Consider the following 16,531-nt stretch of genomic DNA (forward strand, 5'->3'; position numbering starts at 1 on the left):
GCCACTCACCCACAGGCGCCCGGCGAGCATCCACATGCCTTGGCGGCAACCAGCTGGGGCAGGAACTGATCGAACAACCACCGCGCATCGGCACCAGCTTCAGCAGGGGCCTCAATGGTCAGCTCAACGGACACTGGCGTGTCGCGGAGGTAGAAGCGAAGGAAGCCGCAGCATCGCCGTTCACCATCGACGATGCGCTCCAGCTCTATCCGGGCCTCGCGCGCGTAGGTCAGGTGCAGCGTGGTTTCTTCTAGCCGGTGCGCGGTCAGGCTCTGCGCCGTGACTTGCCGAATCCAAGCCAGCCGCCCTGGCAGCTCAGCAGAGGACAGGGTGCAGGCAATGGGAGCATCAGCCGCGACTTGCATTGCAGTTGCCCCCACAGCCCACAGTAGGTTGAACCTGACGTCGAGCACTACGTCTCCACCAGACGACGCCGCCCGCCGCCGCGGCCAGCACCAACAGCCCAGCACCGAGGGGTGCTAGCTCGTCAGCGCAGGCCAGCAATGCAGAGCCAGTGGCCGCCAGCGTCGCCGTGCCTGCCGTCAGCGCTGCAGCGCCTCCCAGAAGCGGGACCGCGCAACATACGGCGCACGCCGCGCCCACGCCCAGAACAGCCTTCCAAGGTCTCATGTCCGTCTCCGATGCTTGAGCACAACGCCCACATCGCGAAGGTAGGACCTCAAGTAACTTGAGGGGCAAGCGGTCCGACCACAATTCGGCGATGGAACCAATGAAGACCCTGGTGCTGTTTGTCGTGACCGCAGTCGCGGAAATCGTCGGTTGCTACCTGCCGTACCTGTGGCTGAAGCAAGGCAAGACCTCCTGGCTGCTCATCCCGGCGGCCGCCAGCCTTGCGCTGTTTGCGTGGCTGCTTTCGCTTCATCCGACCGCTTCTGGACGTGTCTACGCGGCCTATGGCGGCGTGTACATCGGCGTGGCCGTGGTGTGGCTGATGCTCGTCGACAACGTGCGGCCATCGACGTCCGACTGGGTTGGGGTTGCGGTCAGCTTGGCGGGGATGGCCATCATCATGTTTGGGCCACGCAACGCATAGCGCTCTGCGTGCGCTTGCCGCACGAACGGCGCAGGGTCGAGAAGGTTTAGCCAGACCTACACCGTCACGGCCGTCCTTCGTCTGTCAACGAAGCTCGCCATGGCGCGACCACGTTTGACCTATGCCATGGTTCTCGGTCGCGTTCAGCGCGGTTTAAGCCGCGGCGCTAGACTACGACCGCTTATGTTCCGCCGTACCACCCGCCGCCTGACCACCGCATTCTTCGTGGTTTTGTCGCTGCTGTTCTCACAGCTGGCGTTGGCAAGCTACGTCTGCCCGCAACAGGCAGACCCGGCCACGATGGCGGAAATGATGGCGGCTGGCGTGCCCTGCCAAGGCATGGATCAGGACCAACCTGGGCTCTGCGCGGAGCACTCCTCCAGCGCCGCTCAGTCCTTCGAGGTCGTCAAGGTTCCCACCCTGGCACTGCCGATGGTGGTCCAGGTGCTGGAACTGCCGCTGGTGCTCGACGCTGTCGAGGCGGCAACCGTGCCCGCTACGGCCACAGCGGAGGCTCAGCCGCCTCCGGACCCACTCTTCCTTTCCACGCTCAGACTCCGAGTCTGACCAGCTCCGTCGACTGACAGGCGCCGGTGCGGCACGTCCGCATCCCGGCAACGCCGCCGCTCGTCCACGGAGTTTTCATGCCATCACCACGTTTCCTGCGAGCAGTCGCAATGGCTGCCGCATTGCTGCCTGTCCTGTGCTGGGCAGCACCCCTCACGTTTGACCAAGCCCTCGAGCTGGCCGTTCAGCGTTCCGAGTCCACCCACGCTGCCCGCGCCGGCACGGCAAGTGCTACCGAGGCCGCTCGCGCCGCTGGCCAACTACCCGACCCGGTCCTGCGCGCAGGTGTCGACAACCTGCCCATCTCCGGCGTTGACCGGTTCAGCTCGCGGGACTCGATGACGATGAAGCGCGTCGGCATCAGCCAGGAATGGCTATCTGCCGAGAAGCGTGCCGCGCGACAGGCGGCCGCGGACGCGATGGTCGGGCGGGAAGCTGCTGCAGTGCAGTCCACTGCGGCAGAAGTTCGCCTCCAGACCGGCCTGGCCTACCTCGACGCCTGGTTCATGGGCGAGACGCTCAAGCTCACTACCTTGATGGAGCACCATGCCCACGAGGAGCTCGAGGCCGCACGCGCCCGGCTGTCCTCCGCGACCGGCAACAGTCAGGAAGTCCTTGCGTTGACCGGCGCCAGGGGCGTCGCAGAGGACGAGACGGCCGAGGTCAAACAGCAGCAGGCCACCGCTCGCGCCGCCTTGGAGCGTTGGGTGGGCGCCCAAGCCGATGACCTGGCCGCACCAGCGGGCCTCCCGATACCGGAAGAGCAAGCCTATGTGGCCAGCCATCCCGCCGTGGTTGCCGCTCAACTGGACGCCGAGCTGGCCCGCAGAGAGGCGGAGCTGGCGCGAACCAGCCGCAACCCGAACTGGTCTTGGGAGGTCAGCTACGGCCAGCGCGCTGGCTATCCCGACATGGTCTCGTTCGGCGTCAGCGTTCCATTGACCATCGCGCCGGCATCGCGACAGGACCGTGAAATCGCGTCCAAGCTGGCCATGACCGAGAAGGCAGAGGCTGCCTTGGCCGAAGCCACGCGCATGGCCATCGGCGAATACCGAGCCCTCGCCAGCGACGCGAAGCGCCTCGCCGACCGCATCGAGCGCTACCGAGGGTTGGTGGTGGTCGCTGCTCAGCAACGCACGGAGGCGGCCTTGGCGGCCTACCGCTCCAACCAGGCTCCCCTTATGACGCTGTTCGAGGCTCGACACGCCGAGGTCGAGGCGCAGCGAAAGCTGCTCTCCCTCCAACGCGACCTGGCCAAGACCCAGGCTCAGCTTGCTCTGAAATCCATCCTCGAAGGAGCCGCCCGATGAAGCGCGCAACTCTCGTCGCCGCGCTGGTCGCAGGCGGCGCACTACTGGCCGTCGGCGGGTTCTACGCCGGCCGTTCGACTCAACCCACCGCGTCCGCGCCGGACGCTGCCACGACCTCGGCAGAGCGCAAGCCGCTGTACTGGCACGATCCGATGGTCCCAGGCCCGCGCTTCGAGAGGCCGGGCAAGTCGCCATTCATGGACATGCAGCTCGTGCCCGTCTACGCCGACGAGGCGAGCGACGGCGGCGTCAAAGTCAGCTCGACGGTGCAGCAGAACCTCGGTGTGCGGACTGCTGTCGTCAAGAAGACCGACGTGTCCTCGTCGTTCGACGCGGTGGGTGCGGTGCAGTTCGACGAGCGGTTGAACGTCGCCGTCCAGACCCGCGTTGCCGGCTACATCGAACGCTTGGCCGTGCGTGCGCCGATGGAACAGGTCCGCAAGGGCAAGGCTTTAGCCACTGTCTTCGCGCCCGAATGGCTCGGACCACAGAACGAGTTGCTGGCGCTCAAGCACGCTGGCGTCGCCCCGGACTTGATTGCAGCGTCGCGCGACCGGCTGCGCGCCATGTCCATCCCAGACGCGCTTGTTCGCCAGAGCGAAGAGACTGGCACCGCCCAGGCGCGGTTCACACTCAGCGCTCCTGCAGGTGGCGTGGTTGCCGAGCTGGGCGTGCGCGAAGGTGTCGCCGTCTCGCCAGGCATGACCGTTTTCCGGATTGCCGGCCTTGAGAAGGTGTGGGCCGTGGCCGAAGTGCCGGAGGCCCAAGCCGTGAGCCTCGTGCGTGGCCAAAAGGTCAAGGCGGTCCTGCAGGCTGACGCTTCGCAGACCTTCAGCGGCGAGTTGAAGGAAATCCTTCCCCAGGTCAGCGCGAATACGCGCACGTTGCAGGCTCGCTTCGAGGTCGACAACCGTTCCGGCAAGTTGACGCCGGGGATGTTGCTGCGCCTGCAGGTCGCAGGGGCTACGACATCTCGGTTGGTCGTGCCCTCCGAAGCCGTCATCCGGACGGGCACGCGGGCCGTGGCCATCGTGCGCAAGAACGGCAGCGCGTTCGAGCCACGCGAGGTCAAGCTCGGCGCCGACCTGGGCGACCAGCTCGAAGTGCTCGAAGGTCTGCGCGAAGGCGACGAGGTTGTCACCAGCGGACAGTTCCTCATCGACTCCGAGGCGCGCCTGAAGTCCGTGCTTGGTGCCATGGGCGCTGCGCAACCCGCATCCGAACCAGCGATGGCGGTGCCTGCCGTCTACAGCGCCGAGGGAAAGGTCGAGAGCGTCAAAGCGGACGGCCTCACTATCAGCCACAGCCCTGTGCCTGAGCTGAAGTGGCCCGCCATGACGATGCACTTTCGCAGGGCAGACCTCAAGGCCTTCGCTGACGTGAAGGCCGGCGACGCCATCCACTTCGAGTTCAAGAAGCAGGGCGACGGCTACGAGCTGGTCTCCGTCCAGCGGATGGGAGGCGCCAAGTGATTGCCGCGCTCATTCGATGGTCCGTCACGAACCGCTTTCTTGTGCTCATCGCTACGGCATTCCTGGTCGCTGCGGGCCTGTGGTCGTTGGCGCGAACACCCGTAGACGCGCTTCCGGACCTCTCGGACACCCAGGTCATCGTGCGAACGACCTACCCGGGCAAGCCGCCCCAGGTGGTCGAGGACCTGGTGACCTACCCGCTGACGACCACCATGCTCAGCGTGCCAGGCGCCAAGACCGTGCGCGGCTACAGCTTCTTCGGCGACTCCTTCGTCTACATCCTCTTTGACGACAAGACAGACCCGTACTGGGCTCGGTCGCGTGTCGTGGAGTATTTGAGCCAAGTGCAAGGACGTCTGCCTGCAGGTGCGACGGCAGTGCTGGGACCGGACGCGACTGGCGTCGGCTGGGTCTACGAGTACGCGCTCATCGACCGTACTGGCAACTCCGACCTCAGCCAGCTGCGCGCCCTCAACGACTGGTTCCTGAAGTTCGAACTGAAGACCGTGCAGGACGTGTCCGAGGTCGCCAGCATCGGCGGCATGGTGCGCCAGTACCAGGTGGTGCTGGACCCCGACCGCATGCGCGCGGTTGGCATCACGCAGGCCATGGTCATCCAGGCTTTGCAGAAGGCCAACCAGTCGTCGGGCGGCTCAGTCGTGGAGATGGCCGAGACCGAGTACATGGTGCGCTCCCAGGGCTTTCTGAAGTCTCTCGACGACTTCCGCACCATCCCACTGAGCGTTGCCGGGGCAACACCGGTGCTGCTGCGGGACGTCGCGACGGTCCAGGTCGGCCCAGAGATGCGTCGCGGCATCGCCGAACTGGATGGCGAAGGTGAGGTCACGGGCGGCGTGGTCGTCATGCGCTCGGGCAAGAACGCACGCACGACCATTGCAGCGGTCAAGGCGAAGTTGGAAGAGCTCAAGCCCAGCCTGCCGAAGGGTGTCGAGGTCATCGAGACCTACGACCGCTCCAAGCTCATCGACCGCGCGGTGGATAACCTGCGTGTGAAGCTCATAGAAGAGTTCGTCGTCGTCGCGGTGGTTTGCGCGGTGTTCCTGTTCCACCTGCGCTCAGCCTTGGTAGCGGTCGTGACGCTGCCCGTTGGCGTGCTCACGGCCTTCATCGTGATGCACTGGCAAGGCGTCAGCGCGAACATCTTGTCGCTGGGTGGCGTGGCCATCGCCCTTGGCGCCATGGTCGACGCCTCAGTTGTGCTGGTCGAGGCGGTGCACAAGCATCTTGAGCACTTCGAGGAAAAGCACGCCCGACAGCCGACGGTGACCGAGCGATGGGAGCTTGTCGCTCACGCCTCGGTAGAGGTAGGCCCTGCGCTGTTCTTCTCGCTCCTGGTCATCACGCTGTCGTTCCTGCCGGTTTTCACGCTTGAAGCGCAGGAAGGCCGACTGTTCTCGCCGCTGGCGTTCACCAAGACCTACGCGATGGCTGCCGCAGCGGGGCTCTCGGTCACTCTCGTGCCGGTGCTGATGGGCTACCTCATCCGTGGTCGCATCCCCAAGGAGACTGCCAACCCGCTCAACCGGTTCCTCATCGCCATCTACCGGCCGGCGCTGGAGGCCGTCCTGCGCTTCCCCAAAGCCACGTTGGTAGTCGCTGCGCTTGTGCTGGCCGTGACCGCTTTCCCGGTCATGAGGCTGGGCGGCGAGTTCATGCCTCCGCTAGATGAAGGCGACCTGCTGTACATGCCTTCGGCCCTGCCCGGCATCTCGGTGTCGAAAGCTTCGGAGCTGCTCCAGCAGACGGACCGGCTCATCAAGACGGTGCCCGAGGTCGAGCGGGTCTTCGGCAAGGCGGGTCGCGCCGACACTGCCACTGACCCGGCGCCCCTCGAGATGTTCGAGACCACCATCCAGTTCAAGCCGCGCGACCAGTGGCGCGCCGGCATGACGCCGGACAAACTCATCGAGGAACTGGACCAGGTCGTGAAGGTGCCTGGCCTGTCGAATGTCTGGGTGCCGCCCATCCGCAACCGCATCGACATGCTGGCCACCGGCATCAAGAGCCCGGTGGGCGTCAAGGTCGCTGGCGCTGACCTGGCGACCATCGACCGACTCGCTACGCAGATTGAGTCCGCCGTGAAGGGCGTGCCCGGTGTGTCGTCGGCGCTGGCCGAGCGGCTGACCGGCGGCAGGTACATCGACGTGGACGTCGACCGCGCCGCTGCCGCGCGCTTCGGGTTGTCGGTGGCCGATGTCCAGGCCGTGGTGTCCACCGCCATCGGTGGCGACAACGTCGGCGAGGTCATCCAGGGCCGCGAGCGCTTCCCTGTCAACGTGCGCTACCCACGGGAGGTGCGCGATTCGCTGGAGCGATTGCGCCAGCTGCCCTTCGTCACCGAGAAGGGGGCGACCGTGCTGCTTCAGGATGTCGCCCGCATTTCCGTCGAGGAGGGGCCGCCCATGATCCGCAGCGAAAACGCTCGGCTCTCGGGCTGGGTCTACGTGGACGTGCGTGGCCGAGACCTGCGCTCGGTCGTGCACGAGATGCAGGAGGTTGTCAGCAAGCAGGTGGCGCTGCCTGCAGGCTATGCCGTCTCCTGGTCGGGACAGTTTGAGTACCTGGAACGCGCCACCGAGCGGCTGAAGGTGGTCGTGCCGGTCACCTTGGCTGTCATCTTCGTGCTGCTTTACCTGCTGTTCCGCTCGGCGGGCGATGCGGCACTCGTCATGGCCGCGGTCCCGTTCTCGCTGGTGGGCGGGTTCTGGCTCATCTGGGCACTCGGGCATGCCATCTCGGTGGCCACGGCTGTGGGCTTCATCGCGTTGGCCGGCTTGGCCGCGGAGTTTGGAGTGGTGATGTTGGTCTACCTCCAGAACGCATGGAAGCAGCGGCTGGCTGCGGGAGACGCCAAGAATGAAGAGACCTTGCTTGCCGCCATCCGTGAAGGCGCAGTGCTGCGGGTGCGGCCAAAGGCAATGACGGTGGCGGTTGTTATGGCGGGCCTACTTCCGATCCTGTTCGGTCACGGGACTGGCTCGGAAGTCATGATTCGAATCGCTGCGCCGATGGTGGGGGGCATGGTGACAGCGCCACTGTTGAGCATGCTGGTTGTGCCTGCGGCCTGGCTTCTGTTGCGCCGTAGGGAATTCACCCTCAAAGTGCATCCGGGAGGACGGCTGCTTCGCGATGGGTTGCCAAAATAGCTGTTATTCCGTACAGTGTTTCGGAGCGCTCAAAAGCTGGGCGACCGACCTACGGAGCCAACGTGCTGCTCGACCTCAATGACCCTGAAAGCATCCTCGCCTGGTGGCGGGTGTTCCCCGAACGGCACGATGGCCTCCTCGAGCACAAGCTCAGGCTGAGCCCGGAGTTCGCGCCGGCAATTCGGGAAGCGCAGCGCCGCATTGCGGGGAGTGAGGAACTGCAGGGCATGCTGGCGAGGTCAGTTACGCAGCGGCGTGTGCACGAAGCGAGCCAGGCCGAGCGGGTGTCTCGAATGTCGTCGGTGGAGATGTTGCGTAGGGAGCTGGTGACAGCGTGACCGACCAAGGCGCGCCGCGGGCGCGCGTACAGAGCAGTTGCTGGGCGTCCTTGACGGACAGCGTTGGGCCCTCGGGACGACCGGACGGGCCCTTTTTTGCGTGAGCGGCGCCCTGCCTCGGGCTTTTCCCCTAGCCAACACATCTGCGGTGCAGCATCTTGTTGGACTACAAGAAACTAGGGGGAGTCGTGATGGACGAGACGCTGCAGGCGCAGGCGCCAGAGACACCAAGTGCACCTGCCGGCACCATCCGTGTCGAGCTGCAAGCTGACCCAACGGTCGGGTATGCGTCGATCCAGAACGCCATCCCGGTGGTGCGCTCGCTCCGATTGACCAATGGCACCGAAGAGCATCTTGAAGGGTTGGAGGTGCTCGTCGCCTGCAACCCCTCGTTCGCCCGCGGCACGAAGCTTCGCTTTGAGTCCCTTGCGCCAGGCGAGTCGCGCCTGATTTCGCCGCTCGACCTTCATCCCGACCACAGCTACCTCTCCGACCTGCAAGAAGGCATGTCGGCCTCCATCACCGCGACCGTGCTCCGCGGCACCGAGGAGCTGTTCCACCACAACCAGCCCGTTCAAGTCCTCGCCTACGACCAATGGGCGGGAACGCGCGCCCTCCCCGAGCTGCTGGCGGCGTTTTCGATGCCGAACAACCCAGCCGTCGACGTCCTGGTCGGCAAGGCGTCCAAGCTCTTGCGGAAGTCCCATCCCGACCTGTCGATGGACGGCTACCAGTCCAAGAGCAGAGACGTCGTGTGGAAGCAGGTGTCGGCGCTCTACAGCACCCTGGCCGCAGAGAACCTGCAGTACGCCGAGCCTCCCGCGTCATTTGGCAGCGATGGACAGAAGATTCGGACTGCCGACCGCATCCTCGAGTCGAAGGTCGCTACCTGCCTCGACCTTGCGATGCTGTTCGCCTCGTGCCTTGAGCAGGCCGGGTTGCGTCCAGTGGTGCTCATCAAGCAGGGGCACGCCTGGGTGGGTGTGTGGCTCCATCAGGCATCGTTCAGCCAGCCGCTGGTCGAGGACGCCCAGGAAATCCGCAAGCGAATGGACAGCGGCGAGTTCCTGGCCTTCGAGACGACAGGCGTCGCGCTACATCACAGCCACCGCCCTTCCCTTCGGATTGCGCTTGAGCGCGGCCTTGAGCATCTGCGAGACGAAGATGGATTCCTGTTCGGCGTGGACGTCTTCATGGCACGGGGCGTCCAAATCAAGCCCCTGCCCAGCCGCGTGACCCTCGCCAAGAGCGCTGACACCGACGAGGCCAGCGCACCGGATGACATCGAGCAGACGCCGGACCTGCCGCCGCTCGATCCGGCGTACCTGGCACCCATCGAGATTGCGGCTGAGGACACACCTGAAGGACGCCTCGCGAAGTGGAAGGCCAAGCTGCTGGACCTGACGCTGCGAAACAAGCTGCTGAACTTCAAGACGACCAAGTCGACGCTGCAGCTGGTGGCGCCGGACCTGGGCGCGTTGGAAGACGGGCTCGCCGACGGCGTAGAGTTCCGCATCAAGCCGCTGCCCGCGCTCATGGAGGGCAGCGATCCGCGCTCGGCGCAGGTGCACGCCATGCGCACCGGGCGCTCACCGCTCGACGACATGGCTCGCGACGCGCTGCCGAACAAGGAACTCATCGCCCGCGTGGGCACGGAGGGTCTCGACGGCAACCTGCTTTCGCTGCTCACGGCCGCCAAGACGGGTTTGGAGGAAGGCGGCGCCAACACCCTCTATCTCGCGCTTGGGTTCCTGAGATGGACCGAGGCGGACAAGGCTGATGCGTCCCACTTGGCGCCCATCCTTCTGGTGCCCGTGACGCTGAGCCGGCAATCGGTGCGCAGCGGATACCGGCTGACCCGGCATGACGACGAGACCATCATCAACCCAACGCTGCTGCAGCTGCTGCGCAGCGCGTTCGAGCTGAACACCACCGGCCTTGACACGGTGCACACCGATGACAGCGGCGTGGACGTGCCCCGCATCCTGCAGGCCTTCCGCTTGGCCACCCGTGAGCTGCCGAAGTGGGAGGTCAGAGAGGAAGCCCACCTTGGCATCTTCAGCTTCACCAAGTACCTGATGTGGAAGGACTTGCAGGACCGAACGGAGCAGCTCAAGGCCAACCGCGTCGTCAAACATCTCATCGAGCACCCGGGAGAGGCGTTCACGACGGACGCGCCGGAGTCGACCGAGAGGCTGCGCCTCGACGATGCCTACCGTCCGCAGGACATCCGTGCGCCGATGCTGTCGGACTCCTCGCAGCTCGAAGCCATCTGCGCCGTCGACTCGGGGCGCGACTTGGTTCTCGAAGGGCCTCCTGGCACTGGCAAGTCCCAGACCATCACGAACATCATTGCCAACACGCTGGCCAAGGGGAGGACCGTCCTGTTCGTCGCCGAGAAGGTAGCGGCGCTTGAGGTGGTGCACCGGCGGCTTACTGACGTTGGCCTGGCGCCGTTCTGCCTGGAGCTCCACTCCTCGAAGACCAAGAAGACGGAGGTGCTGGCCCAGCTCGGTAAGGCCCTGGACGTCAGCAGCACCAAGACGGCCAGTGAGTGGGAGCGCGAGGCTGACCGGTTGGCCGCTCTAAGGATGGAACTCAACGGGCTCGTGGACGCCCTTCACCATGAGCACCCCAACGGCCTGGACGTCTACTCGGCCATCGGAACCTGCATTGCAAACACTGGCACGCCGGCGTCGCACATGCCATGGGCGGACCCCAACACGCACAGTCATGCTGAGCTGGACAAGCTGCGCGAGACGACACGGCGCATCGCTGCGCTTGGCCAGGCGCTGACGATGCTGCACAACCACCCGCTCGCGCTGGTTGGTCACAGCGATTGGTCGCCTCTTTGGCAGGAGGAGTTCGAAAGCGCGGTCGCCGCGGCCGGCTCAGCCGCCGGCACGCTCAAGGACAAGACGGAGCCTCTCGCCACGCTGCTGGGCGAAGCGCCGACCGGCCAGAGCCTTGAGGGGCTTGCGGCGTTTGACCATCTGGCCGACGTACTTCTGGCGGCACCGAAGGTTCCGGTCGCCCTCGCGAAGCAGGCGCATAACACGGCGACGAGAACACGGGTTCAGACGCTTGTGAAGCACGGCCGAGCACGGCAGCAGCACTGGGCACTGGTGGGTCCTGGTTGGACTCCCAACCTTGCGAAATTGAACGGCGCGGAGCTGAACGGGCAGTGGACAGCCGCGAACAACGCCTGGTGGCCGAAGTCCTGGTTCGCCAAGCGAGGCATCCTTGCGAAGCTGGCTGCAGTTCGTGAGGACTCTCGGCCGCCGTCTGGTGCAGCTCTGACCACCGCGCTGAAGCCTTTGGGCGACGTCAACGAGGAGGACCAGTTCCTCCGAGGCTTGCACGCTGACGCCGAGGCATTGCTGGACGAGGCCTACTCGGGCGTGCAGACCGACTGGGACGCTGTCGAGAGGCACGCCGCCTGGGCTCGAACGTTTGCCGATGCAGTAGCTCGAGTTGCAGCCGGGGATGCTGCGCGCGCCGAGGCGATCCAGCGGGCACTGAGTCCGCTCGTCGGCGAGCAGCGTGCGGTGCTGGGGCCTGCCGGGGCGTCCGGACGCAAGCTGCTGGAGTTCCGCGATGCGTACCGCGAGTTCCAGGCCAAGCTGGCCGTGCTCAACGAGGTGGCGAAGCCCACCGCACCACTGGCGGGTGACGTTCAAGCCGACGGTGCCATCCCGCGAGTGCAGTCGCTCCTGGCGAGCTGGCAGCACGGACGACGAGCCATCCAACCGTGGTGCCTGTGGCGTGGCGTGCGCTCGCAGGCAATCGCCCAGGGCCTGCAGGGCGTCGTCGAGTCTGTTGAGAGCGGCCGGATCGCCCTGGCCGATGTCGCGGGGCACTTCGAGTACAGCTATCGCAGCTGGTGGCTCAAGCGTGCGGTCGACAAGGAACCCGTGCTCCGCACCTTCTCGAGCGCGGACCACGAACGGAAGATTCGCGAGTTCCGCGACGCCGACACCAGGTTCCAGAAGCTCACGCAGGCGTACATCGCTGCCACGCTGTCTGGGAAGGTGCCGACAGCGACCAGTGCCGTCGTCGGGGCGGACAGCGAGATGGGCAGGCTACGCCGTGAGCTGCAAAAGCAGCGCAAGCACCTCCCCGTGCGCCAGCTGATGCAGGGGCTGCCCACCCTCCTGCCGAAGCTCAAGCCGTGCCTGCTGATGTCGCCACTTTCCGTGGCGCAGTACCTGGCGGCGGGCCACTCGCAGTTCGACGTGGTGGTCTTCGACGAAGCCTCGCAAATTGCGGTGTGGGACGCCGTGGGCGTGATTGCTCGCGGCAAGCAGCTCGTTGTCGTCGGTGACCCGAAACAGTTACCTCCCACGAACTTCTTCAACCGCTCCTCGACGGATGAAGGTGACGGCGGTGACGGTCAGCAGGTCGAGGACCTGGAGAGCATCCTCGACGAGTGTCTTGGCGCCGGGATGAACCGGCTAACCCTGAAGTGGCACTACCGCAGCAAACACGAGAGCCTGATTGCCTTCAGCAACGTCAACTACTACGACTCAGAGCTGGTCACCTTCCCGTCGCCGGTGACCGCAGACGTGGCCGTTCGCTTCCAACCAGTGGCAGGTGCCTACGACCGCGGGGGGTCGCGCACCAACCGTGCTGAAGCAGATGCAATCGTCAACGCCATCGAGCAGCACTACCTCAAGGAGGGCAGCGGCGGACTGACTATGGGCGTCGTCACCTTCAATCAGACGCAGCAGTCGCTCATCGCCACGCTTCTTGAAGCGAGGCGCAGGTCAAACGAAAAGCTGGACAAAGTGCTCGCGCAAAAGGTGTCGGAAGAGCTGTTCATCAAGAACCTCGAGAACGTCCAAGGCGATGAGCGCGACATCATCTTGTTCTCCATTACCTACGGTCCAGACGCAGCTGGCAAGCTGACGATGAACTTTGGGCCGCTCAATTCCGAGGGGGGCCACAGGCGCTTGAACGTTGCGATTTCGCGGGCTAGGCATGGCGTCGTCATCTTCAGCACGTTGAAGCCGGAGCAAATCGACCTTGCCAAGGTCCGGGCGGCTGGCGTTCGCGACCTGAAGCACTACCTCGAATTCGCCCGACGCGGTCCGCGTGCGCTCGTCGAGCAGTCCATGCCCACCGGCTTGGCGCCGGACAGCCCATTCGAGACGGCCGTCATCGGCATGCTTCGCGACAAGCAATGGGATGTGCACCCACAGGTCGGCTGCTCGGGCTATCGCATTGACATCGGCGTCGTGGACCCCAGGGCACCTGGCCGCTACCTGCTCGGCGTGGAGTGCGATGGAGCGACCTACCACTCAGCGGCTACCGCACGCGACAGGGATCGCCTGCGGCAGCACGTCCTTGAGGGGCTCGGCTGGCGTATCCATCGCATCTGGTCGACCGACTGGTGGCTCGATCCGCAGCGCGAACTTGAGAAGCTACAGGCAAAGCTTGAGGAGCTGGTCAGCCAGGACCCTGACGAAGTGGTCGACGGGCCAGAGGTAGCCAAGGAAGCTGCGCCTCTTGATGCCGAGCCAGGAGAGCAGGATGCCGAGGTAAGCGCGCAGATTGTTCCCACGGAGAACCTGCTCAAGCCCTACTTAGTGACGGTTCTCCCGTTGGGTGCGCCGGATGCGTTCTACGAGCCGTACTCGACCACCACTCTGCATGACCACCTGACCCGTGTCGTGGACCTGGAGGGCCCGATCCTGGAGAGTGTGCTCTACAAGCGGGTTGCCCGCGCCTGGGGGCTGGAACGGACCGGTTCGCGCATCGTCGACAGGCTAAAGAGCTTGGCCCTTCCGCGGTTCGTGAAGACAGTGGATGGCGACAAGACCTTCTTCTGGCCCGCCAACGTGAACCCGTCAGACTGGGCGGACTTCAGGGTGTCCAGCGGCGACGAGAACTCACGCCGCCACATCGACGAGGTCGCGCTTGAAGAGGTGGGCGCCGTGATGCGGCACATCCTCGACCAGGCTGGCGGCACGAGCCGCCAGGAGCTTGCCCGTACGACGTGCAAGATGCTTGGGATGAACCGGGTTGCTGCTGATGCGGAGGCCCGAGCCATGTTGGCCATCGCGCATCTGGCTGAGCGAGGTCGTGTCGTGGTCGAGGGGGACCAGGTTCGATTGCTCCCATGATGGAGTGGCGCGACTGCCACGGCGGATCGAGAGCGGGCAATGCTGTGCAGATGCTCAAGCTCTTTGCCACACTCGCCGCCCTGTGCGTGTCCTCACACTTGGCGGCCCAGGAGGTCACAGGTCTGGTCGTCGGGGTCCACGATGGCGACACGCTGACGCTCCTGACGGCTGAGAAGAAGCAGGTGCAGGTCCGCCTCGCCGACATTGACGCGCCTGAGCTGGGCCAGCCCTTCGGCCAGGCGGCCAAGCGCGAGTTGTCGACGCTGTGCTTCAAACAACGGGCAAAGGTCCAAACGCGAACGACTGATCTGTACGGGCGCATTGTGGGTGTCGTTTCATGTGAGGGGCGTGACGTCTCGCGCGTGATGGTCGAACACGGGATGGCGTGGGCCTACCGCATGTACCTAAGGCGCCCAGAGCTGTTGAACATCGAGTCCAGCGCCAAGGTGTCACACACAGGCTTGTGGGCGTCGCCTGCGGTTCCTCCGTGGGAGTTCCGAAAGACTGCCAAGGTCACCGCGATGCAGGCCTCTGCGCCAGCATCGGGCTCTAGAGCTCCACCTTCAAGCCAAGCAAACACGACAGTCCACACGGGTCCGCGCGGGGGCAAGTACATCGTCAATGCGGCTGGCCACAAGGAGTATTTGACGTCTCGGCATCATTGAGTCCGGGTCGGCGGGCCAGTTCCAGAACTGCACATGCAAGAGCATTTGAGGACGGCCCCCGTGATTTGCGTCTTTGCGACCTAGACTCTCGCCTGCAATATCACTTGGAGTCGTTGCATGGCTAAGTCCCTCTCGAAAATCATGGGTCAAATTGAGAAGCTGCAGAAAGAAGCAGCCGCAATTCAGTCCACCGTCATCGCGCGCATTCGGAGGGAGATTGCGCAGCACGGCCTGACCGCAGAGCAACTGTTTAGCTCGACCGACGGCGCGTACGTTGGAAACGGTCGCACGGCACCCGCCAAGGCAGCGCCAGCCAAGTCGAAAGGCGCGGCCAAGCCGCCGAAGTACGCGGACGACAAGGGCAACACCTGGCACGGCGTCGGGAAGCGTCCGAATTGGATTCATGCCGCACTTGATGCGGGGCACTCGCTTGATGAGTTCCTAGTGGGAAGCAAGAAGGCTGGCAGCGCTGCGGCTTCCGAAGCACCCGCAAGCGTGGCTGTGGGGCGTAAGCCCCGAGCCATAGCAAAGGCTGCGAAGAAGCCCACTGCCGCCAAGAAGTCTGCAGCAGTGAAGAAGTCTGCTGCAGCAAAGACTGCCGTAGCCAAGAGGGCCCCTGCGAAGAAGGTTGGACCGGCGAAGAAGGCAACCAAGGCGGCTGGCGCCGCGAAGCCCGCCCGTAAAGCGCCGACCAAGACGGCAGTCAAGGCAGGCACGGCCGCCAAGAAGGCAGTAGCCAAGAAAAGTGCCCCCCCGAAGCCGGCCACAGCCGAGGCAGTTGCTGAGCAGGCCTCAAGCTGAAGCACCTCAGGGTCTGACCGTCTTCAAACGTCTGGCATTCATAAGGCTCGAGCGAGCTTTGCCGACCTGAAGACGGCCACAGCCGAAGCCCGTCGCCAAAGGGGCCCCAGGCGGTTCCGGCTTCAGACGGTCGGAGAGTCGGGTTCGGAAGTCGACTGCAGGGCCGGCCAAGTTCGAATCCGGCTACGTTTGACGCGCCACCAGGGCGCCTCTGGGGTGCCGGAATAGGCTGAAATCGCTGGTCAGGGGTAGCCACGACGTCGCAGACGGCCGGATTGAGAGCTTCACGCCAACTGGGACTGTAAATACCCGCTCACTCTGGCACGAGAACGTAGACGGGCATGTAGCTGCTGCCACCTCCGATGAAACCCATGTCAGGGACGATTCGGTGTGCATGCCGGACATCCCGAATCGCACACATTCCATCGCGCCAGGTCAGCACGGGCGCAACTTCCACGGCATCTCCCACATCCTCAAGCTCCCAGGGCTCCAGGCGGAAGCCGTCGAGTGGCTCTGGCCTTAGGTCTGGCCTCGAAAGAGAGACCTTGAAGACTGCATCCTGATGCGGCAGGCCGGCAAGCGGGAACCAGTAGGTGTGAAAGTCCCGACCAAGTTCGAAGAGGTCGCTGACGGCGGGGAACGCAGCCACGCTGGGTATTCGGTGCTTGCCTGCCCGGTCCGCAAACTCGAACAGCTCCCGGTTAATTTTCCCAAGCATGTGGTGACCGTCGAGAACCTTGGGCCGCCGAGCAAACACGACAAGCACCCGGAACCGTCGACCCGAGTGCCGCTCCTGAGCGACGCTATTGCCCTCGCGTGTAGCCCAGAAGTACATCGGCACAGCGGCGCCGAACCTCTGCCTCAGATAGGCGAGAAGGGGTGGCAGGATGGCGTATTCCGCCGTTCGTGTTGGCGCCGATCTAAATTTGACCCACCCTGCCGATTGAACTTTGACCCAGGGCTTGGGGCCGGCATCGGCTGACGCCGGCTGTGGACAACTGTAGCGCTGAGCTCGGTCAGCCCGCCTCGTCG

11 protein-coding genes are annotated in these 16,531 nt (G+C 64.8%); 9 read left to right on the top strand and 2 right to left on the bottom strand.

Going from position 1 to position 16,531, the window contains the following annotated elements; translation table 11 throughout:
* Window positions 1-5: 5 nt before the first annotated feature.
* Window positions 6-365, bottom strand: coding sequence for a hypothetical protein (locus ACG04R_RS27725; RefSeq protein ID WP_394417810.1), 360 nt, complete (start codon window positions 363-365; stop codon window positions 6-8).
* A 356-nt stretch (window positions 366-721) separates the two neighbouring features.
* On the opposite strand from ACG04R_RS27725, the gene ACG04R_RS27730 reads away from it, so the two are divergent.
* The 9 genes from ACG04R_RS27730 (at window position 722) to ACG04R_RS27770 (ending at window position 15,499) form a co-directional block, all read left to right on the top strand.
* Window positions 722-1,054, top strand: a complete 333-nt coding sequence (locus ACG04R_RS27730; protein ID WP_394417812.1) for a YnfA family protein — start codon at window positions 722-724, stop codon at window positions 1,052-1,054.
* Window positions 1,055-1,237: 183 nt separating this feature from the next.
* Window positions 1,238-1,621, top strand: coding sequence for a hypothetical protein (locus ACG04R_RS27735; RefSeq protein ID WP_394417815.1), 384 nt, complete (start codon window positions 1,238-1,240; stop codon window positions 1,619-1,621).
* Window positions 1,622-1,731: 110 nt separating this feature from the next.
* A complete protein-coding gene (locus tag ACG04R_RS27740) occupies window positions 1,732-2,931 on the top strand; it encodes a TolC family protein (protein ID WP_394417818.1) in 1,200 nt (399 codons plus the stop codon).
* Window positions 2,928-4,403, top strand: a complete 1,476-nt coding sequence (locus tag ACG04R_RS27745) for an efflux RND transporter periplasmic adaptor subunit (protein ID WP_394417821.1) — start codon at window positions 2,928-2,930, stop codon at window positions 4,401-4,403. Before ACG04R_RS27740 ends, ACG04R_RS27745 begins: the two co-directional genes overlap by 4 nt.
* Entirely contained in the window at window positions 4,400-7,570 is a 3,171-nt protein-coding gene (locus tag ACG04R_RS27750; protein ID WP_394417824.1) for an efflux RND transporter permease subunit, read from the top strand. The genes ACG04R_RS27745 and ACG04R_RS27750 overlap by 4 nt, the downstream gene beginning before the upstream one ends.
* A gap of 62 nt (window positions 7,571-7,632) precedes the next feature.
* Entirely contained in the window at window positions 7,633-7,908 is a 276-nt protein-coding gene (locus ACG04R_RS27755) for a hypothetical protein (protein WP_394417827.1), read from the top strand.
* Window positions 7,909-8,099: 191 nt separating this feature from the next.
* Window positions 8,100-14,033 (top strand): DUF3320 domain-containing protein, encoded by a 5,934-nt coding sequence (locus ACG04R_RS27760; RefSeq protein WP_394417830.1) that lies wholly within the window; start codon window positions 8,100-8,102, stop codon window positions 14,031-14,033.
* Window positions 14,030-14,698: a thermonuclease family protein gene (locus ACG04R_RS27765; RefSeq protein ID WP_394417833.1), complete on the top strand. Its 669-nt coding sequence runs from the start codon at window positions 14,030-14,032 to the stop codon at window positions 14,696-14,698. Before ACG04R_RS27760 ends, ACG04R_RS27765 begins: the two co-directional genes overlap by 4 nt.
* A 117-nt stretch (window positions 14,699-14,815) precedes the next feature.
* Complete coding sequence (locus tag ACG04R_RS27770; RefSeq protein WP_394417836.1) at window positions 14,816-15,499, top strand: H-NS histone family protein; 684 nt, start codon at window positions 14,816-14,818, stop codon at window positions 15,497-15,499.
* Between the two features lie 313 nt (window positions 15,500-15,812).
* Here ACG04R_RS27770 and ACG04R_RS27775 read toward each other — a convergent pair.
* Window positions 15,813-16,531, bottom strand: a 719-nt coding sequence (locus ACG04R_RS27775; protein WP_394417839.1) for a hypothetical protein, incomplete at its 5' end; no start/stop codon positions are given.

Source organism: Pelomonas candidula (assembly GCF_043555985.1).
Classification (GTDB): Bacteria; Pseudomonadota; Gammaproteobacteria; order Burkholderiales; family Burkholderiaceae_C; genus Pelomonas; species Pelomonas candidula.

Coding starts and splice junctions, on each gene's coding strand:
- ACG04R_RS27740 (WP_394417818.1), top strand. CDS start 1,732: ATGGCTGCCGCATTGCTGCCTGTCCTGTGCTGGGCAGCACCCCTCACG.
- ACG04R_RS27765 (WP_394417833.1), top strand. CDS start 14,030: ATGATGGAGTGGCGCGACTGCCACGGCGGATCGAGAGCGGGCAATGCT.
- ACG04R_RS27735 (WP_394417815.1), top strand. CDS start 1,238: ATGTTCCGCCGTACCACCCGCCGCCTGACCACCGCATTCTTCGTGGTT.
- ACG04R_RS27730 (WP_394417812.1), top strand. CDS start 722: ATGGAACCAATGAAGACCCTGGTGCTGTTTGTCGTGACCGCAGTCGCG.
- ACG04R_RS27760 (WP_394417830.1), top strand. CDS start 8,100: ATGGACGAGACGCTGCAGGCGCAGGCGCCAGAGACACCAAGTGCACCT.
- ACG04R_RS27770 (WP_394417836.1), top strand. CDS start 14,816: ATGGCTAAGTCCCTCTCGAAAATCATGGGTCAAATTGAGAAGCTGCAG.
- ACG04R_RS27745 (WP_394417821.1), top strand. CDS start 2,928: ATGAAGCGCGCAACTCTCGTCGCCGCGCTGGTCGCAGGCGGCGCACTA.
- ACG04R_RS27725 (WP_394417810.1), bottom strand. CDS start 365: ATGCAAGTCGCGGCTGATGCTCCCATTGCCTGCACCCTGTCCTCTGCT.